The sequence below is a fragment of the Prevotella pallens ATCC 700821 genome, assembly GCF_000220255.1.
Classification (GTDB): domain Bacteria; phylum Bacteroidota; class Bacteroidia; order Bacteroidales; family Bacteroidaceae; genus Prevotella; species Prevotella pallens.
This window is the reverse complement of the sequence record NZ_GL982514.1, coordinates 154,828-180,797: the sequence shown is the minus strand read 5'-3', so window position 1 is coordinate 180,797 and position 25,970 is coordinate 154,828. Positions and strand designations below refer to the sequence as shown.

General features: G+C 40.2%; 21 protein-coding genes and 2 pseudogenes. 9 read left to right on the top strand and 14 right to left on the bottom strand.

Annotation, left to right across the window (positions count from 1 at the left end; all coding sequences use genetic code 11):
• The coding region (locus tag HMPREF9144_RS09920) for a DUF2931 family protein (protein WP_006045895.1) at positions 1-957 on the top strand (957 nt) is incomplete at its 5' end.
• A 242-nt stretch (positions 958-1,199) separates the two neighbouring features.
• Here HMPREF9144_RS09920 and HMPREF9144_RS09915 read toward each other — a convergent pair.
• From HMPREF9144_RS09915 to HMPREF9144_RS09900, 3 genes are all read right to left on the bottom strand, one after another.
• Entirely contained in the window at positions 1,200-1,457 is a 258-nt protein-coding gene (locus HMPREF9144_RS09915; protein ID WP_006045894.1) for a hypothetical protein, read from the bottom strand.
• A gap of 55 nt (positions 1,458-1,512) precedes the next feature.
• Entirely contained in the window at positions 1,513-1,782 is a 270-nt protein-coding gene (locus HMPREF9144_RS09910) for a peptidase (protein ID WP_249031198.1), read from the bottom strand.
• A 351-nt stretch (positions 1,783-2,133) separates the two neighbouring features.
• A complete protein-coding gene (locus HMPREF9144_RS09900) occupies positions 2,134-2,901 on the bottom strand; it encodes a DDE-type integrase/transposase/recombinase (protein ID WP_006045891.1) in 768 nt (255 codons plus the stop codon).
• A 53-nt stretch (positions 2,902-2,954) separates the two neighbouring features.
• On the opposite strand from HMPREF9144_RS09900, the pseudogene HMPREF9144_RS13015 reads away from it, so the two are divergent.
• The 5 genes and pseudogenes from HMPREF9144_RS13015 to HMPREF9144_RS09880 form a co-directional block, all read left to right on the top strand.
• A pseudogene (locus tag HMPREF9144_RS13015) lies at positions 2,955-3,188 on the top strand (conjugal transfer protein TraO); the annotation flags it as partial.
• Positions 3,189-3,200: 12 nt separating this feature from the next.
• Positions 3,201-3,656: a DUF3872 domain-containing protein gene (locus HMPREF9144_RS09895; RefSeq protein WP_006045889.1), complete on the top strand. Its 456-nt coding sequence runs from the start codon at positions 3,201-3,203 to the stop codon at positions 3,654-3,656.
• Positions 3,657-3,667: 11 nt separating this feature from the next.
• Entirely contained in the window at positions 3,668-4,174 is a 507-nt protein-coding gene (locus tag HMPREF9144_RS09890; RefSeq protein ID WP_006045888.1) for a glycoside hydrolase family protein, read from the top strand.
• Between the two features lie 196 nt (positions 4,175-4,370).
• On the top strand, positions 4,371-5,336 hold the full coding sequence (locus HMPREF9144_RS09885) for an IS30 family transposase (protein ID WP_006045887.1): 966 nt from the start codon (positions 4,371-4,373) through the stop codon (positions 5,334-5,336).
• Positions 5,337-5,405: 69 nt separating this feature from the next.
• Positions 5,406-5,900 carry a Csac_0668 family 2Fe-2S cluster-binding (seleno)protein gene (locus HMPREF9144_RS09880; RefSeq protein ID WP_002846217.1) on the top strand — a complete coding sequence of 165 codons (495 nt, stop codon included), beginning with the start codon at positions 5,406-5,408 and terminating at the stop codon, positions 5,898-5,900.
• Between the two features lie 324 nt (positions 5,901-6,224).
• Here HMPREF9144_RS09880 and HMPREF9144_RS09875 read toward each other — a convergent pair whose 3' ends face one another.
• The 8 genes and pseudogenes from HMPREF9144_RS09875 to HMPREF9144_RS09845 form a co-directional block, all read right to left on the bottom strand.
• Positions 6,225-8,351, bottom strand: a complete 2,127-nt coding sequence (locus HMPREF9144_RS09875; RefSeq protein WP_040595757.1) for a heavy metal translocating P-type ATPase — start codon at positions 8,349-8,351, stop codon at positions 6,225-6,227.
• 34 nt (positions 8,352-8,385) lie between these two features.
• A pseudogene (locus HMPREF9144_RS13010) lies at positions 8,386-8,611 on the bottom strand (transposase); the annotation flags it as partial.
• Between the two features lie 675 nt (positions 8,612-9,286).
• A complete protein-coding gene (gene nqrF / locus HMPREF9144_RS09870) occupies positions 9,287-10,555 on the bottom strand; it encodes an NADH:ubiquinone reductase (Na(+)-transporting) subunit F (protein WP_006045884.1) in 1,269 nt (422 codons plus the stop codon).
• A gap of 9 nt (positions 10,556-10,564) precedes the next feature.
• A complete protein-coding gene (gene nqrE, locus HMPREF9144_RS09865; RefSeq protein ID WP_006045883.1) occupies positions 10,565-11,191 on the bottom strand; it encodes an NADH:ubiquinone reductase (Na(+)-transporting) subunit E in 627 nt (208 codons plus the stop codon).
• 2 nt (positions 11,192-11,193) lie between these two features.
• Entirely contained in the window at positions 11,194-11,823 is a 630-nt protein-coding gene (locus HMPREF9144_RS09860) for an NADH:ubiquinone reductase (Na(+)-transporting) subunit D (protein ID WP_006045882.1), read from the bottom strand.
• Between the two features lie 35 nt (positions 11,824-11,858).
• Entirely contained in the window at positions 11,859-12,569 is a 711-nt protein-coding gene (gene nqrC, locus HMPREF9144_RS09855; protein ID WP_006045881.1) for an NADH:ubiquinone reductase (Na(+)-transporting) subunit C, read from the bottom strand.
• 14 nt (positions 12,570-12,583) lie between these two features.
• Positions 12,584-13,738 (bottom strand): NADH:ubiquinone reductase (Na(+)-transporting) subunit B, encoded by a 1,155-nt coding sequence (locus tag HMPREF9144_RS09850; protein ID WP_006045880.1) that lies wholly within the window; start codon positions 13,736-13,738, stop codon positions 12,584-12,586.
• 48 nt (positions 13,739-13,786) lie between these two features.
• Positions 13,787-15,139, bottom strand: a complete 1,353-nt coding sequence (locus HMPREF9144_RS09845) for a Na(+)-translocating NADH-quinone reductase subunit A (protein WP_006045879.1) — start codon at positions 15,137-15,139, stop codon at positions 13,787-13,789.
• A gap of 91 nt (positions 15,140-15,230) precedes the next feature.
• On the opposite strand from HMPREF9144_RS09845, the gene HMPREF9144_RS09840 reads away from it, so the two are divergent.
• Positions 15,231-19,694: a translocation/assembly module TamB domain-containing protein gene (locus HMPREF9144_RS09840; protein ID WP_006045878.1), complete on the top strand. Its 4,464-nt coding sequence runs from the start codon at positions 15,231-15,233 to the stop codon at positions 19,692-19,694.
• 856 nt (positions 19,695-20,550) lie between these two features.
• Here HMPREF9144_RS09840 and HMPREF9144_RS09830 read toward each other — a convergent pair.
• The 3 genes from HMPREF9144_RS09830 to HMPREF9144_RS09820 form a co-directional block, all read right to left on the bottom strand.
• Positions 20,551-21,033: a hypothetical protein gene (locus tag HMPREF9144_RS09830; protein WP_006045873.1), complete on the bottom strand. Its 483-nt coding sequence runs from the start codon at positions 21,031-21,033 to the stop codon at positions 20,551-20,553.
• Positions 21,017-21,241 (bottom strand): type II toxin-antitoxin system antitoxin, encoded by a 225-nt coding sequence (locus HMPREF9144_RS09825; protein WP_006045872.1) that lies wholly within the window; start codon positions 21,239-21,241, stop codon positions 21,017-21,019. The genes HMPREF9144_RS09830 and HMPREF9144_RS09825 overlap by 17 nt, the downstream gene beginning before the upstream one ends.
• A 107-nt stretch (positions 21,242-21,348) precedes the next feature.
• Positions 21,349-22,314 (bottom strand): SPFH domain-containing protein, encoded by a 966-nt coding sequence (locus HMPREF9144_RS09820; protein ID WP_006045871.1) that lies wholly within the window; start codon positions 22,312-22,314, stop codon positions 21,349-21,351.
• Between the two features lie 340 nt (positions 22,315-22,654).
• On the opposite strand from HMPREF9144_RS09820, the gene HMPREF9144_RS13575 reads away from it, so the two are divergent.
• Positions 22,655-22,831 (top strand): hypothetical protein, encoded by a 177-nt coding sequence (locus HMPREF9144_RS13575; protein WP_169310321.1) that lies wholly within the window; start codon positions 22,655-22,657, stop codon positions 22,829-22,831.
• Between the two features lie 80 nt (positions 22,832-22,911).
• Positions 22,912-25,329 carry a hypothetical protein gene (locus HMPREF9144_RS09810; RefSeq protein WP_006045869.1) on the top strand — a complete coding sequence of 806 codons (2,418 nt, stop codon included), beginning with the start codon at positions 22,912-22,914 and terminating at the stop codon, positions 25,327-25,329.
• The last annotated feature ends 641 nt before the right edge of the window (positions 25,330-25,970 follow it).

Sequence of the window (25,970 nt, the reverse complement as noted above, 5' to 3'; positions counted from 1 at the left end):
GGATATGTTGGTGTGATGGAGAGATTTACTGGTTCAGGTTTGGGCGAAGCGGATGGTACGGTAGATATGGGCAGTGACTCTAACGGAGGAATGGATGCCCCCAGTAGTGTTGATATTGTGTGGCTTTCGTATTTAGAAAAGAAGTTTTATCGGCTTAATGTTAAATTCTCATTAGAGCTACAAGATAAGATACGCCAAAAGTTCCGTACAAAATATTATGATTGGCCAGCTAAGAGGTATTGGGCATTTACAGGTTTTGTGATCAATATGCTTCCCAAAGGGCATGTGTGGCTTTATGTAGATGGTATAGGTCGACGCGAATTGGTCTGTGACACTCTTGTTGGCAGGGAAGTAAATGTGCCATTGCAGGATTTTGACGAAGATGGGTATCGATACCGCAAAACGCTTGATGCGTTTTGTGAAGGGCGACTTGGGGATTACACATGGGCGGAAGAGAATTTCAAACGAAATGGTTTGTCAGATGGTTTGTGGGATACCTACAAGACAAAATTCAACTATGAAATAGAATTTAAGTTTGAAGACGAAAAAGCAGCTTTTACTGATTACCTTTACCGGTTCCTTACGGGAGAATTTTGGCATAGAGATAATAAGCCGATGCCTTCATTATTGCCTCGCGTAAGAGAGATACAGGCTGGCTGGAAGGTAGGTACAACAATTTATAATGGAAAGTTCTATTTTGATGAAGATGAAATCATAAAGGGATATGCAGAGGCTTTCAAAGCTAAGGGAGCTTCGGGAAAGTTGGTCATTGAGGTTAGCAAATATAACAATTGGTTTACTATTTATTTGTTGGTGAGTGGTAAAAAGTATCCCTTAACCAAAACAAAGATTCATGTTTTTCGAATAACCCCACAGCATTTAAAGGAGGAAAAATGGCCATTTTATAATAATCATCCAGATATTTATTCTGGAGACATTCATTATATAGGAGAATAGCGTATGAGAGAGTATTCAAACAGTATATGTGGGAACGAATCGAATGATTCGGATTCGAGTTCAGATTGTACGTTGTCAAACAAAAGTGCACAACGTACATTCATTTTCCTTATTTGATATTCTATTATGCCATGCAACATACAGGTTATCTTCTATCTATGATTTGTCTTTGAACAAATAAAGCAGCTATAGGCAAAGTCCCATACTTTCTTCGTTAATTTCTTTTCTACTTCTACAATTCTTTATTTAATATTACGACTTTCTTCTATTAGTTTTTCTTTTGATGGTAATTTTTCTACGTTAAGGATAAAGGCTATTTTCTCATCATATATTAAAGTTAAATATCCTTTATGTTCCCATTCTTTTAATACAGGAAGTATTCTTTCCCTTTCTGTATATATAATTGGAGGAAAGCTATCCCATGTCCAGATAGGACTATATGCAAATGGATCATGACAAATATAAGTTGCCAATACACGAACAATTTTTATTCTCTTCATATTATTTTAATGTTATTGTTCTACCTGTTTTCAAGTTCACCATTCTCATCAATCATTATTTGAAATTCAGGCTCTCTTCTATTAGTTTTTCTTTTGATGGTAATTTCTCTGGAATAAAAGAAAAAGCAATCTCGTTATCTTCTATTAATTTTATATATCCATTTTCCTGCCATTTCAACAAAATGGGTCTAATTCTTTTATAATTATTTCGAATATTTTTATTTAGCACATCTAATAAATTCCAATCAACAATTGGAGACATCAAATAAATATTATCGTGATAAATATAATTTATTATTATTATTATTAATCTACTACGTTTCATAACTCATGTGTTATTTGAAGGTTATGACTTCTCCTGTTTTTAGATTTATCATTCTTTAGTTTCGCTATTAGACTGACGAGACATTATACTCGATGGCAAATTCGTTATTTTAAACTTATTGCCTTCGATAATTTTTACGATACCCTTTTCTTCAAGAACCAATAAATAATCTTTTAAGAGACTCTGAACATTTCTATTGTTTGAAAAGTCTTCTACAGACCAAATGCTACCCAAATTTCTATAGAAAAACTCCAGTTTGTGTAGAAACTCCGTTTTAATTTTATTTTTTTTCATAAATATCAGTGACTAAATTGTACGTTGTCAAACAAAAGTGCACAACTACAAATGTAGTTATTTACTCTGATATTTCATTGTTTTATTATCAAAAATTCTTTTTTTGATTGAATTTTGCTTTATCGTTTCTCGTATTTTCTTTATTTTCTCCCCTTGTCCTAGATATACGTCTCTGGGTGTAAGATTATCCAACGATTCATGAAACCTTCTCTCATTATAATATTTCACCCACCCATCGATAGCATTTTCCAATTCAGAGGGACAAAAATAATGATTTAGCTTAATCACATTTTTCATCGATCTGTGATATCGTTCTATCTTTCCCTGCGTCTGCGGATGCAAGGGTTTGCCATGGATATGCTTGATATTATATTCCTTACAGAGATACTGTTTGAGAGAGGAAGCAATATAACATGGTCCATTATCTGATAACAGACAAGGAGGATTCTGGAATGTAACTCCTGCCTTCTCAATTGCGTTATCGATTGTTCTGGATACATCATCAGAAGTCATACTCGAACATAACTCCCAATGGATAATATACCTGCTGTAGTCATCAATTACAGTAGAGAGATAATACCAGCCCCAACCCTTGACTTTGAAATAGGTAAAATCAGTCTGCCACATCTCATTAGCGAATTTAGTCTTATGATGGAATTCATCAGCTGCAAAGATAAAATCATGCTCCATACGTTCCAATAGACCTCTTTCGTGTAATATACGATAAAAGCTTGACTCTGAAACAAATATCTGACTCTCTTCCAATAAAAGAACTGACAATTCCCTGGGGGTAAGCTCTGGATGTTCTAAAGAAAGTTCAACCACTATTTGTCGTATATTATCAGGTATGCGGTTCCACGTTGTCGGTGCTCTGCAATGCCGCCTTGGGTGGCTATGAGCAGCTGAACAAGGACAAGAAGCTGCTGCCCGACGGGGCGACGCTGCTCGACCGCTCCCGCTTTATCTATGGTGGTGCCGTATATGGTTCGATGGAAGTGTTCCTAACGGATAGGATTCTCTTTCTTATAAAGGCGCAGGGACGTTTCCTCTTTGGAACGGACGTGCATTGTTTTCGTCCGGCTGTTTCAGCAGGACTAAGGTTTAACTTTTAAGTAGAAGAAAAGATGAAGAAGATATTGAATACGATTTGGGTAATGGGTGTGCTGACCCTTGCCGTGTTTTGCCTATCTGCTTGTGATAGGGATTTGGATGTTCAGCAGTCTTATCCGTTTACGGTGGAGACAATGCCGGTTCAGAAGGACATCATAAGAGGGCAGACAGCTGAGATACGCTGCACACTGAAGCGAGGTGGTGAGCTTGCCGACACTCGCTATACGATACGTTACTTCCAGTCTGACGGCAAGGGCTTGCTAAGAAATGATAACGGCACAGTCTTCAAGCCGAACGACCGATATCCACTCACAAAAGATGTGTTCCGCTTATACTACACCTCGTTCTCATCCGACCGCCAGACAATTGATGTATATGTGGAGGATAGTTTCGGTAAGGTTCAGCAGCTAACCTTTAGTTTCAACAATGAGCGTGAGGAGGGCAAGAAGCCTGCATCTTCTCGCCACTAATAACATAATGGATGCGAACGATAAATTCTTTCATTTTACTTTGTGTATTCTGCCTGTTCTGTCAGCCGACCCTTGCCCAGCGCAGGGTGCGGCTGGCGGACTTGCCACCTTTTGAGCGTGCTGTGGTCGTTGTGAAATATTTTGAGGGACTGCACGGCTGGAAGAATTATCCGTATGTTGGGTATGGGCATCAGCTGCAACCAGGAGAACGTTTCACTGCGGATATGACGGAACGGCAGGCTGACTCACTGCTCCGTGCCGACCTTTGGAAATGCTTTGAACACTTCAAAGGCTATGGTAAGGATGCCCTGCTGCTGACCTTGCTTGCCTATAATGTGGGTATGGGGCGACTGCTCGGATATGGCAAACACCCTAAGAGTAAGTTGCTGCGAAAGATAGAGGCTGGAGATAGAAATATTTATCGGGAGTATGTTTCGTTCTGCCAATATAAGGGAAAAGCCTTGAATGGGTTAGTTAAACGCAGACAGGTGGAGTTTGCGCTGTTTTATATTCCATGATTTTACACAGAATGACTCTTGTGCAGATTCAAAATCGAAGTGCAATAAAAGAGTACCCCTCGCCGAGAGATGCAGACGTTCTCGAAGCGTAGCGAGAGGTTGTCTGCATCTCTCGGCGAGGTAAAGAAACAATCAGCAATACAAATAAAAAAAGGGAGACCGAAATCTCCCTAAGATTAATTAATTTTGTATTGCTATGTCAAATCAACTAATCGAAGCACAAAGATACGAAATCTATCTTGGACTTCAAAGGAAATGGAGCAAATCCCGTATAGCAAGGGAAATCGAAGTGTCCTGCTCAACGGTCATCCGTGAAATCAGGCGAAACTCCAAGCCAGACGGCACGTATGTGTGGAAGTATGCACAATCCAAGTGCGAAGCCCGCAAGCACGGCTTTAAAGGCAATCACCGCAAGCCTGAGGACTTATGGTGGCGTGTTGACCGCATGATAGAGGATGAGGACTGGTCTCCCAGCCAAATTGCAGGCGTGCTCAGACGTGAGGGTATTCACATCGTGAAGCAGACCATCTACAACCACGTCCATGCAGACACCACCGGAAAACTTGCTTCACATATGCCACATAGGCTCAAATACACAAAGAGGAGCAAGGCGTTGCGTCCTACGAAGGCTACCAATATCCCTAACCGTATAAGCATACACCAGAGACCAATGCAGGCTGACGGCACGCGCTTCGGAGACTGGGAACTGGACACTATCGTCGACTCGTACGGTCATGCCATTGTCACCTTAACGGAACGCTCGACTAACTACATTCTCATGGAAAGACTGCCGCAGGGACGGAAGGCGTTACCAACGGCAAAGACCGTGGCAAAATTGCTCTTTCCATATAGGGAATCACTGCTTACCATTACCACTGACAATGGATGTGAGTTTGCCGCACACGAGGAAATAACAAGGCGGCTCAGCATGAATGGAAGAAATCCGGTGGTGGTTTACTTCACCGATTCTTACTCCTCCTGGCAGAAAGGTGCTGTAGAGAACGCAAATAAACTCATTAGAAGGTACATACCAAAAAAGGCAAACTTCAACGATTTCTCTGACCGAAAAATAATGGAAATACAAAAGAAAATAAACAGAAGACCAAGAGAAAAATTAAATTTTGATACCCCTAAATACAAATTCTTCGAAAACTTTCCATAAATTTGCATTTGCTGTTGGACTCTACAAAATTGGTTTTACCTAGTTTAAAAAAGAAATTATAATGAAAATATGGAGGCTAAGAATATGAAGATTAATAATGAATGTTGTTGTGGATGCAAAACAGAAAAGCCGGATCAAATTAAAGACAATTGTCCTGTATGTAATAATGAAGGGATTTCCGTTAGTAAAGTAACTGTTGAACATCTAGTGGTAGATGATTATCGTAATGCTGTTAACGGAGATCAATATAAGATTTGCATGAACGAGGACTGCGACGTTGTTTACTATAACTTAGATAATGAAATAAAATTCTTGAAAGACCAAGTTAGAGTTCCTATCTGGTTTAAGAAAGATGCAGATCCTAAGTATGCTTGTTATTGTAGCGAAGTCACAGAAAATCAGGTAATTGAAGCAGTTGTAAAGCATGGCGCGAAATCCGTAAAAGAAGTAAATGCCATCACTGGGGCAATGAAAAATTCTAATTGTAAAGAAAACAATCCGTTGGGAGTTTGTTGTCATAAGATTATTCAGGAAGCTATCGATAAAGGCTTGAAAATGAAATGATTACAGTCGATATGTTCCTACAAACGAGAGCCAATCTTTGATATGTTTCCATCTACGAGCGTGGATATGTTCCCCATAACCATAGGGGTTGAGACTGTAGTATTGATGTCAAGAAAATAGAATAACAAGCTATAAAACATATAAAATCAATGGCTTATAGGATTTTAAAAGAAATCAGTTTTATAATAAATTAAAAATCGTGTTGGTAGAAAAATCGTCTACTTCTACCAACACGATTTTACAAAGAGCCAGTACTTACATCTCTTTTTCTCCTGTAAAACTATTGTATATTGATACTTTAAGGAGTTTCAATCATTCGATCTGTTAACCGTTATTTTTTGGATCTAAACTTAATAAAATAGCATTAATGGCGACGATGACTGTTGACACAGACATTAGGATTGCTCCTAATGCAGGGCTTAATGTGATACCAATAGGAGCCAAAATTCCTGCAGCTAGAGGGATAGCTATAAAGTTATAACCAGCTCCCCAAAATAGGTTTTGTTTCATTTTACGAGTTGTTTTGTGTGCTAATTCAATGAATGATTCAATATCTCCTGGATCGGATTGAGTCAATATGACATCAGCTGAATCCAATGCAACTTGAGTTCCAGCACCTATAGCTATACCAACATCTGCTAAGGCAAGAGAAGGAGCATCATTTACACCATCACCTACCATGATAACTTTCTTTCCTTCATCTTTAAGTGTTTTAACCAACTCATATTTGTCTTGTGGAGATTGATTTGATCTATATTCAATCCCTAAAACTTCTGCCGCGCCTTGAGCCGCTTTTTCATTATCACCTGTTGCCATAATTGGTTGAATATTGTTCTTTTTAAGAGCTTTAATTAACTCTTTACTCGTTGGTTTTAATTCGTCCCCTAAAGCTACAGCACCAATGGCATCATCGTTTTCTACTAAGACACTAAGAGTTGCTCCTTTTGGAATATCCATATCAAGATTACGTCCATAGGATTTTTGACTGATTAATTGGTAACTATGGCCCTTGGCTTTGCCTTCTACGCCAGCACCGGAAATCACATCAATTGAATCAAAAGATACTGGACTTATACCTTGCTGCTTAGCGAAGCTTATAATTGATTGAGCAATCGGGTGGCTAGATCCTCCTTCAATACCTGCCAGTAAGGCAATGATTTCCTCTTTATTATATTTGTTATTAAAAAGTTCAACGTCTAATACTTTAAACTCACCAGTTGTTAAAGTACCCGTTTTATCTAAAATCATCACATCTGCATCTTGAGCTATTTCTAAGGCTTGGCGGTCTTTTACTAGTAAGCCACGACTTGCCCCTAAGCTTGTGCTACGAGCGGTGACCAATGGAATAGCTAGACCCAAAGCGTGAGGACAAGCAATAACTAATGTAGTAGTTGTAAATATAACTGCCGTTGGCACATCTTCTATAACCATCCATGTTACAAAAGCAATTAGCGCGACAATAACAGCAATATAGAAGAGCCATCCTGCAACCTTTTGAGCAATATTTTCTACTCTGGAAGGCTGACTTTGAGCTTGGCTGATTAAATTCTGAACTTGAGATATAAAGGATTGATCACCTGTCTCATTCACTTTAATATAAAGAACCCCTTCTCCATTTGTTGAGCCTCCGATTACTTCATCGCCAGGACCTTTTTTAACTGCTTTTGATTCTCCAGTTAGAAGAGCTTCATTTAAACGTGATTCGCCACGCTCGATAGTTCCATCTGCTGGCACATTTTCTCCAGCTTGAACTCGAATTAAATCACCTACCTTTAAGTCAGCAACTGGTCGTGTTTCTATTGAATCGTCTTCTAATACAACGTGAGCATCTTTTGGTACTAGCTTAGCCAGTTCTTCTTGTGCATCTCCTGCTTCTCCAATAGCTTTCATCTCAATCCAGTGACCTAATAACATAATTAATAGTAATGAAGCAAATTCAAAGAAAAAATCCATAATTTGTACACCTGTTACGTAGCTTGCTATTACAGTATAAATACTATATAAATATGAAACACTTAAACCTAAAGAAACGAGAGCCATCATTCCAGGTTCTTTTTGTTTAAATTCGTCAACTGCCCCTTGATAGAATGGACGTCCACCATAAATAATTAATATAGTAGATAAAATAGCTACTACAATATCAGAATATGGAAAAGCAAACTGGAATGGTAGTTCAAACCCAGCCATAGGGGATAAGAGCATAATAATGATTCCTATTGGCAATGACTTTAAGAAAAGTTCCTTAAAGTTACCGTGATGATGATGCTCATGCCCACCGTGCCCGCTGTGATCATGCCCACTGTGCCCGCTGTGGTCATGCCCAGCATGATGTTCTTGATGTTGATCCTTATAGTCTCCATGTTCTTCCGTGCTTACGTGCTCATGTTTTGAATGATCCATGTCGCCATGATTATGGTGACTGTGGGATAAATGTTTGTTGTAATTGTTCATATACCAACAAAGATTGCATCTCTTTGTATTCTTAAGTAAAGACCTCATTTAGTTCTTCTGCCATCTGCGGTTTATCCACAATTTAGTATTTGTTGCTTGACGTGAGCTACACAAAACTGATGAGATGCCTGGGGGAAAGCTGCACAAACAGCATTCTCTATTCCTTGAAGTGCATCAGATACTACTAAGTCTATTTGAGTAACTCCTCGTTCTTTCAACACTTCAAGTTCTTCCTTCCAGCATATATCTCCCTCACTAGGACAAAACCTTCGCTGCTGCTTGTGTAATTAGAAAGAATTTCCGAAATTTGTAATTGTGTAAGTTCCATTGTTTATTTATTTTGTTGTTCTCAAATGCAAAGAGAAGAAAAATATGGGCTTACACACTTTTTTAGACACTACCATAAATAGATAATTTGTATGCTATGTTTGCAGGTATTTGCAAATAAAATAGCTCTCTCAGAAATTAGGAAAACTCAGCCAGGCGGTAGTATCTTTTGTTTCAGATATCTGTCGCACTCGTTTCAGATATCTGTCAGTTGCGTTTCAGATATCTGTCAGTTGCGTTTCAGATATCTGTTTTTTCCAAATTAGACGTAACAACAAGTTTCAGCCTTTATTACGTGGGGTTGTTGCAGCTGAAAGAGATTTATTGAGATGAGAATTATGAAAATAAGGTGTAATGCTATACGTATTGTGGTTTCTATTGTTTGGCTACAATGACTAAACATTGTGAGAAACAGACTTATAAAGAACAATTACGGGAGGTTAGTTGTTTGAGGAAGAAAGGTGTGTAGTTTTCTTAAGAAGTTACAAGCTAATGTTTTAGAACGAAGTGGGAGGAGGGTGAGAAACAGAAAAGGTGTCTACATATCGCATGCAGACACCTTTTAATATGTATGAAAAAATTAAAAGTTCGTTTTGAATGTTTTGTTTTTATCCGAAGTCGTCGAAGCGAATAGCGTCTTTCTCTACGCCAAGGCTGTCGAGATAGTCGGTAACAGTCTTAATAAGCATAGGAGGTCCGCATAGATAATACTCACAATCTTCTGGTGCTTCGTGGTTTTTCAGATAAGTGTCTCGTATGCAGTTCACTGCAAATCCCTGATAATACTTCACTCCTTCAGCATCTGCTACAGGGTCTGGCTGGTCGAGCGAGAGGTGCATGTGGAAGTTTGGATATTCTTTTTCGAGTTTCCAGAAGTCGTCAAGGAAGAATGCTTCGCTTAGCGAACGTGCTCCGTAGAAGAAGTGCATTTCTCTATCGCGAGTGTGCAATGTGCACAACATGTGCATAATTTGGCTACGCAACGGAGCCATACCTGCTCCACCACCAATCCATATCATTTCTTTTCCTGATGTGAAATTAGGTGCAAACTCTCCGTAGGGACCACTCATCATTACTTTATCGCCAGGTTTTAGGCTGAAGATGTATGATGAGCCAATACCAGAAGGTACATTTTGGAATCCTACTTGTGGGCGTGGCAAGAATGGCGGAGTAGCAATACGCACGGTAAGCGTAATTATATCGCCTTCTGCAGGGTAGTTCGCCATAGAGTAAGCACGCACCGTGTCGTCGGGGTTGCTAGCTTTTAGCGAGAACAAATTGAACTTTTCCCATGTTGGAAGATATTCTTTTCCAATGAGTTCTTTATCGAAGTCTTTGTTGTAGTCTATGCAATTGTACTTTGGAATGCGTATTTGTGCGTACGAACCAGGCACAAAGTCCATGTGTTCGCCCGGGGGTAGCGCCACTTTAAACTCTTTAATGAACGACGATACATTAGAGTTTGAGATAACAGTACATTCCCATTCTTTAACGCCCAATACGGCTTCGGGTACTTTCATAGAGAGATTTCCTTTCACTTTAGCCTGACAGCCCAGACGCCAATGGTCTTTTATCTCTTTACGAGAGAAGTGTGGGCGTTCCGAATCGAGTATTTCTCCGCCTCCTTCCAGTACTTGGCACTTACACTGACCGCAGCTTCCTTTACCTCCACATGCTGAAGGCAGGTGCACTCCGTTTTCGTTTAGTGTAGCCAGAATGGTGCCACCTTGTTCCACTTCTAATTCTTTTTCACCATTAATGGTTATCTTAACCTTTCCACTGGGGCTTAAATACTTCTTTGCAACAAGCAGAAGTACAACCAAAAAAAGTATTGTAACCAAGAAAACAGCAATGCTGTATAATATAAACTCTGCCATTTTTGTATTCTAAATTTTAAGTCCTGAGAAGCACATCATAGCCAAAGCCATAAGTCCCACGGTGATAAATGTAATGCCAAGTCCTTGCAAAGGTTTTGGAACATCAGAGTATTCCATTTTTTCGCGTATAGCTCCCATCAGCACAATTGCCAAACACCAGCCAATGCCAGAGCCGAGTCCGTAGATGAGGGCGTCCCAAACAGAGCCTATATATTGCGAGCTTGCAGGGTCGAGACCTATGCGTTGCTGCATAAAGAGGCTTGCTCCCATGATAGCACAATTCACTGCGATGAGTGGAAGGAATATTCCTAACGCTCCGTATAGTGATGGTGAGTATCGCTCTACAGCCATCTCTACTATCTGCACAATACCAGCAATAACGGCAATGAAGAGAATAAAGCTAAGATAAGAGAGGTCTACACCTTCTATTAGACAATCGGGTCCGAGCACTTTAGTCTGTAACAAATAGTTAACAGGCACTGTAACAGCTAACACGAAGGTTACGGCTGCACCCAATCCGAACGATGTTTTAACGTTTTTAGATACGGCTAAGAATGAACACATTCCCAAGAAGAATGCGAAAATCATATTGTCCACGAAGATGGACCTGAAGAATAAGCTAACTAAATGTTCCATAATTATTTTCCTTCTCCCTTATAGAAAAATGCTCGATGAGCCCATATTACACAACCAAGTAGTATCAACGCCATTGCAGGCATAGCCATCATACCGTTGTCTACATATCCCATATCGTAGAAACTTTGTGGAATTATCTTAAAACCAAGTAAGCTTCCACGTCCAAAAAATTCGCGGAAGGCTCCTACTAATATCAAAATGAGCGCATAGCCTAACCCATTTCCTATTCCATCGAGGAAGCTTGGCCAAGGCTTATTGGTCATAGCGAAAGCCTCTAAACGTCCCATCAAAATACAGTTTGTAATGATAAGACCTACATAAACCGACAATTGCACGCTAACATCGTAGGCAAACGCCTTCAATATTTGGCTTACAACGGTTACCAAAGCTGCCACAACAACCAGCTGAACGATAATACGAATGCGGTTAGGAATGGTTTTTCTGATAATTGAAATAATCACATTCGAGAAGCCCGTAATAATGGTTACGGCTAATCCCATTACTATAGATGGCTTTAATTGAGAGGTTACAGCTAAAGCCGAACATATACCTAACACTTGAACAAGTATTGGGTTGTCGAGGTTTAATGGGTTTATAAAAACCTCTCTATTTTGTTTTGAGAACAAACTCATAATCTTTTTGTTTTATATTAATTTATTTCTCAATATTACTTTTCTGTAAGAAACTTAATGTATGGGGCTAGTCCACCTTTCTCGTTGTGGAACATTTCAGAAACGCCATTACTTGTTAAAGTAGCTCCAGTAACGGCATCTACCTGATTGTTTGGCTGTTCTACTTTCTTTGTTACACTAAAAACTATATGTTGTTTTTGTGCATCTAAGATGTTTTTACCCTTGAATTTATCTTGCCAAGCTTTGTTATCTTTTATTTCTGCGCCCAGTCCGGCAGTTTCACTTTCGTGGTTAAAGTACACACCGAATATGGTTGTTTTATCTCCATTCAGGGCTATAAATCCGTTAATAGGTCCCCATAGTCCGTTACCATATACTGGTATAACATACTTATCTTGTCCATCTACCTTACAACGGAATAGCGCCAGTTTACCTTCTTTAGCATCTTTGCTATTCAGTTTAAAGCCTGCATCTACACCGCCTTGTGTTCCTTGTTTCACTACTTTTCCATTTGCGTCTATAATATCGTCGGCAATAATAATTTGATGCCAAAGCTTTTGTGCTGTTTCATCAGACATATTACGGTCTTGATTTAGTGCAAACAGAATTTGTTTCTGGTGGTCTAAGCGCACATTAGCATCTTGCTGTGGGCGTAATGCCTGAAAAACAAAAGCAAGCAAGAATGCTACAATAAGCACAAGAACAACAGAATAGATGATTGTATACGAATTACTATTAGTCTTCATTTGGTATTCTCTCCTTACATTTTAGCACGTTTAGCACGCTTGTTTATATTAGATTGAACCACACAATAGTCTATTAGAGGAGCGCACATATTGCCAAAGAGTATGGCAAGCATCATTCCTTCTGGATAACCAGGGTTCAATACACGAATAATAACTGCCATAGCACCTATTAAGAAGCCATAAATCCATTTGCCTTGCTCTGTTCTTGCAGAGGTAACAGGGTCGGTAGCCATAAAGACTGCACCAAAACAGAAGCCTCCTAATACTATATGTTCGTACCATTGTAGTGGACTTGCTCCTGTTGAATGGAATATTAGTGCCATTACAATGCCACCAACAAACACGCTAAACATAGTTTTCCAACTTGCAATGTTCGTCCAAATCAATATAATAGCACCGATAGCGATGGCAATAACAGATGTTTCGCCCACCGAACCGGGTATTAATCCAAGCACCATATCGCATACTGAAGCATTTACAGAGGCACCTTGAGCAACCTCGCCCAATGGTGTTGCCATTGTAAATCCGTCTGGAAGCGTGTAGCCAAGCCCACAAATCTGATTAGTAGCTGCCCAAATCTTATCGCCAGTCATACTCCCGGGATAAGAGAAGAAGAGGAATGCACGTGCAGCAAGTGCCACATTAAAGGTGTTCATACCTGTTCCACCAAATATTTCCTTTGTGAATATCACAGCAAAAGCCACTGCTAAAGCCAACATCCAAAGGGGTAATGTTATGGGAACTATAAGTGGAATAAGAATACCACTTACCAAATAGCCTTCCTGAATCTCTTCGCCTTTCCACTGTGCCCAGGCAAATTCAATACCCAGACCCACAATATAGGATACTAAAATTTTTGGTAACAGCATTAAAGCGCCATACAGAAACATTCCCATGCAGGTTGCTTCGCCCAGTTTGCCGGCAGCTAATGCATTTTGATAACCTATATTGTACATTCCAAACAGCATTGCGGGTATTAACGAAATAACCACAATACTCATTATTCTCTTAGAATCGATGGCATCATGAATAGATGTTCCGCTCTTTGATGTTTCGTTTGGAACATACAGAAAGGTGTCCATACCATCGTAGATACTCTTGAAAGCGTGCCATTTTCCGCCTTCTTCGAATTGCGGACGCAGCTTATCAAGCCAATTTCTTAAGCTCATATTGTATCTCTTAAAGTTGTTAATTCTCTATTATAATATAAGGTGTATTTACGCATTCTCCTTTCGTAGTGTATTCAAACCATTGCGCACAATTTGTTGTAATGGTTGTTTTGAACTATCAACGAACTCTGCCAAAGCAAAATCTTCAGGGCTTACTTCGTATATTCCCAGTTCTTCTTGCTTGTCTATGTTGCCTGTTATAATGGCTTTAACAAGATATTCGCCATATATATCCATTGGTAACACAGCGTCATACTCACCACTCATAATAATATTACGCTTTCCTCCCTTGATGCGCGCATCGAGGTCGTACTCTTTCTTCTTGCCAAAGAGCCAGCTAAAATAGCTTCGAGATGTTGAGAACTGGTTGAAACGAGGCATTATCCAACCTGCAAATTCATTCACATTGTCGCCTTCTGGCATTGCCACAACCTCTGATGTGTGTGCTCCAAGAAAACTTTTATCGTCTGCAATAGTACCTGTTAGTGGGTTTCCGTTTAGAATACGCACGTGTTCTGTGCCCGTTAGTCGTTCTGCAACAATATCTTTAATGGGTGTTCCCACTAATGCTTTCACGTAAGCTGGGTCTTTCACCTTGCTACCTGCTACGGCAACAACACGTGTTAGGTCTACTTTTCCTGTAAGAAATAGCTTTCCAAAGAATATAACAGCCGTTGGGTCTACCGTCCAAACCACCTCTCCTTTGTTTACTGGAGATAGATGATTTACCTGCACACCCACATTTCCTGCTGGGCATGGTCCATCAAATACAGTAAGTTCCACATTCTTTGCCTTTGTTAAAGCATCGCTCTTCTGCTGTATTCCAATAGATAAATAAACCTTTGCTATCTTAGAAAGTGCCGTTAATCCTACCTGAAAACTTTCTTCTTGTCCTTTTAATTCGTATTCAAAGTCGCCCGCTAACGGTTTATCTCTTAGCGCTGATACGAATATTGCCTTGGGTTTTGTGTCGGGAGTGGTAGACACTGCGTAGGGCAATTGGTTGATATAACCAAACAAACCTGCCTCTAAAAGTGCATTTTTCACTGTTTCTCCATCGAGTGTTTGCACATCTTTTACGCCAAAATCAATAAATTCTTGCTCTCTATCGGGTTCTATACTTACATATAAAACCTTTCTGCGATCGCCTCGTTCCACCGATTTTACGGTACCACTTACAGGAGAAGCAAAGCCTACTTCCTCCGAATTCTTATTCACAAAAAGCGTCTCCCCCGCTTTTACATGGTCGCCTGGCTTTACTTTTAGCCTCGGAATGATTCCTACAAAGTCGTCTGGTACAAGTCCATACACCGACGATAATTCTTGTGGCATAGTCGTTTCCTTAGCACGTCCTTTGAGTTTTATGTCTAACCCCTTATGCAACCTTATTTGTTTTGTCATAAATTTAAATAATGAAAACGTCACTAAATGAGTGTGCAAATATAGCTATTTTTAATCAGTTTAGAAAACTTTTCGCTTCATTAATTTCACTATGCAACAGAAAAATAGTAGTTTTGCACTCGCTTTGAAGATATTAAAGACTCTTATTCGTTGGGGTGTATGGACAGCCATAGGGCTATATCTGCTTATAATTATACTGTTACACCTTTCGTCTGTGCAACATTTCGTAGGTGCGCAGGTTGCTGGTGCACTTGAAAAAAAGTTAGGAACAAAGGTTAAAATAGAGCGTGTAGACTTGGGGTTCCTTAACCATTTCATTGTAGACGGACTTGTTATTAACGACCAAAGTGGTAAGCAAATGGCGAAAGCATCGCGTATTGCTGCCAAAATAGACATTCTTTCGCTTATCAATGGGGGGAAGGTGCGCATCTCGTCGGCACAGATTTTTGGACTGAATGCCCTACTCTACCAAACTTCTCCTACCGAAAAACCTAACTTCCAATTCCTTATAGACTCGCTAAAATCGCGCAATACCACTCGCCATACTCCATTAGACCTTAATCTTCAAAGTCTTATTATACGGCACAGCAACGTGCGCTACGACCTTCTTTCGGCACCTAACACGCCCAATAAACTAAACCTTAACCACCTGAATGTAACCGAAATATCGGGACATATTGATATTGACACGCTTACAGATAGCCGTATTTGCACCCAAATACATAGTCTTTCGTTCAACGAAAAACAGGGTTTAAATGTGCAAAATCTACGTTTTAAGCTGAAAGCTAATAAACAATTAGCTACCATAACTCAGCTCTTTGTTCAGCTGCCACAGTCTAAAATTAATGTACCTTTCTATTCTGTGCGCTTTAATAATAGGTATAAAAAACTTAATTTTGCTACTGCTTATCACCAATTACGCACAGAAAAATCGTATATAACACCTGCCGATATTGCCTGTTTGCTACCTCCATTGCTTACTTTCGACCAGAAATTGTATTTCAATACAAATGTTTCTGGAACAGCTAACCAGCTGAAACTTAAAACGTTTGCACTGCATTATGGAAACAACGAGGCTGCTATTAGCTGCAAAGGTATGCTCTCGCAGCTCGCCAAACAACCAGCATGGAAGTTGAATTCGCTGTCGGTGGTTCTTAAAAGTAAACTTATTCAGCACATTAACAGTGCCTTCCAACTAAAGTTGCCTGCCGAAGTTATGCGCTTAGGAGATGTGCGTTTCAAAGGAAAAACACAAGGAACACGAAACTACCGACACGCAAAAGGCACTCTTCTGCTTGCACATGGCAATGCCAACATAAACTTTCTACAGCGTGGAAAAACCATTAATGCCGAACTGTATACACCGCATTTCACACTCGGAAACATTCTTACATCATCGCAACTTGGCTCTATTGCTGCCGATATAAAGGTAGAAGCTACGTCCGATTTGCACCATATCAAGGCAAAAGGGGTTGTTCCTCGTTTCGACTATAATGGTTACACTTACCGAAATATTGCCGTAAATGGCGATTATACTAACGATACTTTCAACGGAAAAGCATCTATCAACGACCTCAATGGCAAACTTAGCATTGATGGTATGGTGGGAAACATTCGCAAGTTTATAGAGAAAAAGGGATTAATAAGGGTGAATGCACGCATTAATGCCGAACGTTTAAACCTGCACAATATGCACATTACAAACGCATTGGGCAATCGTACGCTCTCGTTTCGCACTACTTTAGCTGGAAGTGGAACTACGCTTAACAACCTGATTGGTAAACTTACGCTCGACAATTTTGTAATGCAAGAGGCGAACAACCGTAGCTTTAAGCTAAACCATCTGGAACTTAATGCCGATAATAAACTTGCTGGTAGGTCCATAAAACTACTGTCCGACTTTGGAACGCTCGCCATTTCAGGACGTTTCAACTATACTTCTATGGTGCAAAGTGTGCAAAATGTGGTGGGCACATATCTTCCTGCACTCGTTGAAACACCTCACCGATGGAACAAAACCACTGCTAACAATGTGTTCCACATAGAGGCTAACATAACAAACACACAGCTTTTACACGAACTAACAGGACTTAAAATTGGTCTTTCGCCATCGCTTCAGCTTAAAGGCGACGTAAACGAGGCTAACAACACCGTGTCGCTTAACATTGCCGCACCACGTGCCAACTATGCAAAATACCGTTTCGAGAATATCTCTCTTGCACTTTCCACTCTCCACAATGCACTAAACATTGGCATAAAAGGCGAATGGATAGATGGCGCAGGACGGCGTCTTGCACTGCAAACCATAGCTACTGCACAACACAACGAACTAAATACGCTATCGTCGTTCAATGCTTTTGCACAGAAAACTTTCCGCGGACAGATAGATTGTTCTGCACAATTTGAACGACAAAGGGGTAACAAACTGGCTACTCATTTACACTTTGCGCCATCTAAGATACGCATTGATACAATTGATTTACAGGTACAACCATCAGAAATTTCGTATGTTCAGAACCATTTAAATATACAGCATTTTGAACTTTCTAATAAGGAACAACACATTATTGTTAATGGTTTAACATCGGGAAACCCTGCCGATTCGCTCACCGTACAGCTTAAAGACATTGATGTTCCATACATTCTCGACATTGCAAACTTCCATAGCGTGGGCTTTAATGGGCTTGCTTCGGGCAATGTTGTGCTAAAATCGGTTTTCCATAACCTACAAGCCAATGCCAATCTCACGGTTAAACAGTTTCAATTTGAGCATGGCGATATGGGAATACTATATGCAAAAGCTAACTATTCTAATGCTGAAGGACGCATAAACATAGATGCTGAAACCATAGACGAGGGGGCTTCAACTAACATTGAGGGATATATAGACTTGCGACATAGCTATATAAATTTGCCAATATATGCAAACGACACACGACTAACCTTCTTAAACAAGTTCTGTGGAACCTTTATGGACAACATAAACCTACGTGGAAATGGCTGGGTAAAGGTGGTTGGACCACTTAATAACGTTAATCTCGAAGGCGATATGCTGGCTTCTGGCTCGGTTCGCATAACTCCTTTGGGCACCACATATATAGTACAAGATGGCAGGGTTACGCTTGTTCCTAACGAAATAAACCTCAACAACATTTCCATTGCCGACCCTGAAGGACACAAAGCGGTGCTTACGGGCGGATTGCACCACCAGGCTTTGCGACATTTAACGTTCGATATTGATGTGCAAACCAACAATTTGCTTACTTATAACTTTGCTCGCAAGGCATCATCGGGTACTTTTTGGGGACGTATATATGCCTCTGGCAAATGCCAAATAATAGGTCGCAACCACGAAATTACTATGAATGTGGATATAACGCCTAACCGTAACTCGTTCATAACATACAATGCGGCAAAAAACACCATAGACGAAAACTCGTTTATTAGATGGCGCGATATGACACCAGACTCGTTACAAGCCTCTCTAAAGCAAGACACTACATGGCTGAAACGACCTGCAGAAGACGGATATAACAAGAATTTAGCAAGCGATTTGCACATTAACTTCCTCATAAACACTACTCCCGACTTTACATTGGGCGTTCTAATGGACGAGGCTACTGGCGATAATATATCGCTAAATGGTACAGGGGTTATTCGTGCTACCTACTATAACAAAGGGGCTTTCCAAATTTTTGGAAACTATAATGTGAGACGTGGAGCATACAATCTCACCATTCAGAACATTATAAAAAGGCAGTTCGCATTCGACGAAGGCTCGCTTATAGCATTCGGAGGCGACCCTTATGCTGCCACTCTCGCACTTAAAGGACGATATACGCTTAACTCTGTGCCTCTATCCGACCTGCAAATGGGTAGCTCGTTCCGCACCAGCAACACGAAGGTAGACTGCTTATTAGACATAAATGGTACACCAGAAGCTCCCTCTGTTACCTTTAATCTGAACTTACCAGAGCTTTCTGCCGATGCTAAACAAATGGTACTATCGGTGCTAAACTCCGAACAAGACCTTAACCAACAGGTGTTATACCTACTGGCTGTGGGGCGTTTCTATCCGCAAACTGCCAACAATGCCAATCCAAACACACCCAATCAGCCCAAACAAGCATCGCTCGTAATGCAAAGCATACTGTCTGGAACTATCTCGCAACAAATAAACACCGTGCTTTCTAACGTTATTAAGGACAATCATTGGAACTTTGGAGCAAACATTGCCACTGGTAACGATGGCTTTAGCAATGCCGAATACGAAGGCATACTATCGGGAAGTCTGCTTAACAACCGCCTACTTATAAACGGCGAATTTGGATATCGCGACAACGTTGCTACCAATACATCTGCCTTCATTGGCGATTTCGATATTAAATATCTACTATTGCCCAACGGCAATATAGCACTAAACTTCTACAACAGAGCCAACGATCGCTACTTTACACGTAACTCTCTCAACACACAAGGCATAGGTGTGATTATGAAAAAAGACTTTACCAACTTTAAAGAGTTGTTCCATTGGAGAAAGAAAAAGAAGAAGTAAACAATGGTTAAGCATTAATACTGAGGCAAATAAGTTGTTCTTTTCTGCAACAAAATGGCTTATTCGTTGTGTAAAATATACGGCAGCGTGCATTCCGAAAGGGTTATTTATTACGCAATATATATGCAACGAACATTCCGAAAGGCGTATTTATCATACAAAATGTATGGCAACAAACATTCCGCAATATTCATTTTTTTGCGCAAATATATGGCAGCGAACACACCGCAAGGCGTAGGGGCCGATTCATCGTGCCCGTTTTTCAATCCAAACCAAATGGTTTTAATGTATCGAAATGATGCAAATTGCAACGCCATTTTGTGGAATTACGCGGGTGTGGTACAATGAATTGCAATACCAACGGTGGAAAAACGCAACACCAATTCAGGGAATTTCGTGGACACGGGCACGATAAATCGGTCCCCTACGCCTACGGGGTGAACGTGGAAAAACACATTCTCCATTCGAAAAACATTACCAAATAGAGAACGAAAGATATATCAACGAATAACCCAAAATGATTTATTCATCGTGTAATATATATCAACGAACATTCCGAAAGGGTTATTTATTACGCAATATATACGCAGCGTGCATTCCGCAAGGCGTAAGGGCTGATTCATCGCGCCCGCATCATCAACAAAAACAACCCATTTTGGTATGCAAAATATTACTAATTGCAATGCCTACGGTGGAAACAAAATATGAGAAAAGAAATATTGTGTAACTGTTTGTATAACAATGCTTTGCGAAAAACCACCTTTTTGTATTACAAAAGTATGGTTTTTGGCGTGCAAAAACCATACTTTTACATTGCAAAAACCCCCTTTTTGCATTGCAAGAAGGGGGAACTACATTACTCTTTTTGGTTGTTCTGTTGTTGTTTTCGCCACTCATCATCACGTATCCGCATTAGTTTTCTTGCTGTAAGCATATAGTTTACCACTATAATAGCAAGTGTAACTATTGTGAAAACTGTGGACGATTCTTGGAATTTCATATCCCACAACGCCATAAGAGCCATAACCAAACCTAACGATGTTAGTTCTATGGCAAACACACGATAGAACTTTGATACCACTATAGCCTCTCGAACGTTTGCAGGGTGGAAGTTGTTGTTATCCCAACGCATACCTGGCCGATACGAAATGTAGTGTGCTATTGCCGCAACAATAGTAAAAACAAGTAGCACAGTAATAATTACTCCATTCTTTCTGTGTGCATTTGTTGCCATAACGCCTGCTATCCATGCAAGCAGAAGCATAATTGCCGACCCCACTTCGTATAGTGTCGATTCGGTAGTACGAGGTAAACGTAAATCTTCAATTGGTGTTTTCATTGTCTTTATTTGTTGTTTTTGTTTCGGCTTTGTCTCTTAGTTGCTGCTTTGGAAGGCGGTGTGCTTTGCGCAGAGCTTCGGTTATTATCCACTGTAACTGTCCGTTTGTGGAGCGAAACTCATCGGCAGCCCATTTCTCTATTGCCCCCATTGTGGTAGCATCTACCCTAAGAATAAAGCTTTTTGTGTTATTTTCTTTCTTTGCCATATAGTTTTAGCTTATGCCAACAACACGTTTTTACAGTGCATAGGCACGGCACTCGGCACGCACTTATATATATAAGGTGTGGGCAGAGTGCCTCTATAATGTTTGGTTTACATATTCAGTGTGCCCGAATTTACCACTGGTTGGGTGGCGTTTTCGCTACATAGCACCACCATAAGGTTGCTCACCATAGCCGCTTTCTTATCGTCGTCTAAAGCCACAACGTTCTCTTTGTCTAGTTTTTTCAGTGCCATGTCTACCATAGAAACCGCTCCTTCCACTATCTTTTCGCGGGCAGAGATTATGGCAGAGGCTTGTTGGCGACGCAACATTACGGCTGCTATCTCGGGAGCGTATGCCAAATAGTTAATGCGAGCCTCTATAATTTCTATTCCAGCCATATCTAATCGTTCGTCAAGCGTCTGTTCCAACAGTTTGTTTATCTCTTCGCTGTTGTCTCTAAGTGTCTGTGCTGTCTTGTCATCGTCGGTGTTATCGTATGCATATTGACCAGCTACGTGTCGCAAAGCCGCATCGCCTTGTATGCGAACAAAGCGTTCGAATGCCATCATAATATTGCTTACAGGATTAACTTTGCCGTTTTCGTCTACCGATGTTGCCATTGCTTCAGAGTCAATCTCGAATATTGCCTTGTAAGTATCCCTTAATCGCCACACCAACATCATACCAATTAAAACCGGATTACCTGTTTTGTCGTTCACCTTAATGGGGGCAGCGTCTATGTTTCGTGCCCTAAACGATAGTCGTTTTGTACTAATAAAGGGGTTCACCCAGTGGAAACCTACAGTGGTAAACGTACCCTTGTATTGTCCGAAGAACACCATTACACGAGCTTCGTTAGGTTCTATTTTCACAAAACCGCACATTACGCATATCATACACACTATTAATGCAACACCCAAACCAACAAATAAGCCTCCGTTGGCATTGTTGTCTTCTTGCGCAAAACCATATATGGCACTGGCAATGCCACACAACAACAATGCAAGCGTTAGGCTTAGCATAGCAAAACCATTCACTACTGTGCCTTTAAAGGCAAATTCTTTCTTTTCCATAGTCGTATTATTTTAATCCGTTTTCGTATGTTTTATAATATCATTTTGATATCGCAAAGATACATTATATATCTTAATGGTGTGTCAAAAACACAATACTATTATAGAATATTAACGAAACAAAATTATAAAATCATCTTTAATTATCATTAAAACAAATTCCAATGTTCTGAAAAAGAGAATATAATATCTAACTTTGCACCGAATTCTGAGACTATAGAAGCAAACTTTTGTTGAGAAAGAGCCACGGCTTTAAACGATGCTCAAACCACTAACATTAGTAGTTTTGTATATTCAGATTAACGGAAATAACTTAAAAAAGAATTTTAAAACAACATTTATGGTAACGAAGAAACTGTATGTTAAGCCCTTATTTGAGGTATTAAGCCTCTACACCGATGAACTTTTGGAGGGTGGTTTCCACGCAGGAAGTCCGATACATGGGCACTTAGACCCAGCAAATGACGAACCTGATCCCGAAGATAATACGGGAGGAATAGATGATCAAGACCCTTAACGAACCAATTTTACTAGAATTTTGTAACTATAGGAGGGCGAAAATCGTCCTGCAAAAAACTCTTTTACAACTTATTTTTTATGAAACAATTATTCTATTCATACCTTGCAATATGCGCATTACTATTTGCAAGCTGTACAGATAAGGACATTATAGACAATACAAACAACGAAAACAACCTACCAGGTATTACTGTTTCGATGGCAATGGACGGCAATATGCAAGCCGACAAACCTGCTCTTACTACTAGAGCAGACCCTCCAAACAACGCCATTGGATACGAAACAGACGACAACACTGGCTTTCCTACTCCCGTAGGTATATACAACAAGGGTACAAACGAGGGCACAGAGCTTACCAATGGTACCAAAGTGCCAGTGCTATTAATATTTAAAAGCACCGACACAACACAGCCTGTAACAAAGGTTATTACCAAATGGACCTACGCAAAAGGGGGAAATTTAACGCTCGAACCAACCGAAACGTTCGAGATGAAGGCGGGTACCGACCTCAGTAAGGGTACATGGTTTGTGTGCGGAATACTGGGTGGAGAGCCTCTTCCTGGTGTTAATCAGGTGAAATTTAATGGTTTTGTGGAAGGACATGTGGCACGAGATGTTGCTGGAAACAAGGTTAAATGGGGTGCAAACATACCATACGTGTTCAGCTGGCGTAAGTTAGAAACCAACCAAACCAATAAAACTATTAAGGCAAAAGACCCTGTTCGCTTTAAACAATTTGGCTCAATAGTCCGACTAAAGGTTACTAACAAAACCGGATTTGGCTTTAAATACAATGGCGTTCGCATAATAACAAGCAACATTTTGTGTGGTCAGTTCGACTTAAAAGTATTTGATGAGGTTCCAACAACCGACTTAATTGACACAGAAGATGCCCAAATTGCATCGGCAACATCTACCTCTTTCCAAGATGCTTTCAAGGCTTTTAAGTTCTATCAACGCCCATTAACCGACAATGCAATGATAGGATCAGATGGTCTTATTGCCAAAAAACACTTCCGTATTAAGGGCGAATACATTGCAAACTATGCTGAAGAGAAGGCTAATGATGCTAAGGCTGACAACGATTTAAGTAAGAAATTCAATACAGCACTTACTTATTACGACCACACTTTCCTAAAAGATGCAACAGGAAACAACTTCGATAATGTTCCAAATAATAGCGAAGCACCCAGCTACATATATGTTTGGATGGCTCCACAAACACAGGCTGTGAAGTTGTATAATGATAATACAGAATCTGCAACAAGCACTAATTACACCGTAAACCGTATTGCTAAAACACAGTTCCTACTGATGGCTGTGCCTACAGAGACCAGTTCGGCTACTAAAGTTGTGCCTTCGTCTATCAATATGATACCTGCTTACGGTTCGTTAAAACCTTATACATCGGGTGCTAACTATCCGGCAAGGGGCAGTGTGGTATACAAATTCCCACCATTAAGCTACATTGCAAAACACGATAACTTTGGTACTGAAGCTGAATTGTCGGTTGATAACGATTATAATGTGGCTAATACAAAACGCTATACTTACCAAGAATATGTTGCAAACACAGAAAAGATAACCGACAAACTGGCTTCTATACCGTCTGGATATATGTTTGCTGGCAACGAATACTGGCGTAGCATCATTGCACAATACTATGGTTTTGCTGGCTTCCGCAATGCTGGTACAAACTATAAGTATGCTGTTGGCTTTGTTTCTCCTGCCAAATTACCGGGTTGGAGCACCACTAAACTTGTGTTTCATTCCTATTCTAAGGGTGTGAAAGATAGCAACGGCAAACTTATTGCCTATATGATTGGTATGTCGAAAAAGCCCGATTACATTACCAATAGCGGAGAAGGCCAGGTTTATATGGGGCATGTAACAGCTTCTCAAGGACAAGTTAGCGCAGGACTTGATGGCAATCCAACATGGATAGACAATAATAACTATCGCTATACTATACGCTACGAAGATGTAAATGGGGCAGCTGTGCTCACCCAACGCTACCTTGGTCCACGCTTTGTACTGGATATGGACGACATAGATACGGAGGATTTCTGGGCTGATCCAAGTAATGGTACCACCTATCCAACCGATACTAAGCGTATATTTCCATACGCAGGAGTGAACAGTTCTACCTCTGCTGGAAACCAAACGTTCTGGTATTACGACACATCAACCTTAGGAAAGTGTACACAATATTGGACTCCTGACAATACAACAACCACAGGAAGATATAATCCAAAGGGCTCTGATCGCACCGGAGCAATGCTTGGATTGAATAATGTTCTACCTAAACAGGCGGTTGCTTTCATGGGTTCGCAGGGCGGAAACGAGACTTGTGGCTTCTTCCAACACTATCTTTATGTAAACGTTCCTGTTAATGGTGATGTAGCTCAAGGCGCAAAAGATGATCCAAGATTTAAACTTAACTTCATTATGAGTGCCCCTGTACGTCTTTGGAGGACCTCTCCTTACGCTAACTAATGGGTATAGCTTAACAGCACTCGCCAGTTTAACCCCTAATTGGATATTAGTGGTTCGGCAGATTTAAGCCAAATGTAACACAAAGTTATAGCAGAAATACAATGGAATGCTGTTGTGATATGCCGTCCAATTAGGGTTTAACAATGTGTCGATTGCTGTTTAGCAATTCAAAGAAAAATGTTTAGAAAAACAAAAGAGCCTGTTTCGCATATCGAAACAGGCTCTTTCTATTTATAAATCCCCTTTTTTGCGATATAAAAGAGTAATTTTCGTTTTCGAACATTGCATTTTCGCAAACCGTTAGCAACGTTATTGGCAGACCGTCAGCAGCTGTAGGGGACCGATTTATCGTGTCCGCATATATATATTCGCCACACATTCGCAATCTGTTTGAAACACATTCCATGGTGTTCGCAACGTGTTCGTTATCTGTACGTTACATATTCGCCATACAAAAGTATGGTTTTTACCGTGCAAAAGTATGGTTTTTGTCGTGCAAAAAGGGGGTTTTTACATTGCAAAAGTATGGTTTTTGTTTTTTGAATGTTATGTTGTTGCAAATCGGTAGAAATGTATTTCGTGGTTGAGTGTGAATACTTCACGAAATAGATGTAGATATTTCTCAGCACATTCGTTGCGTT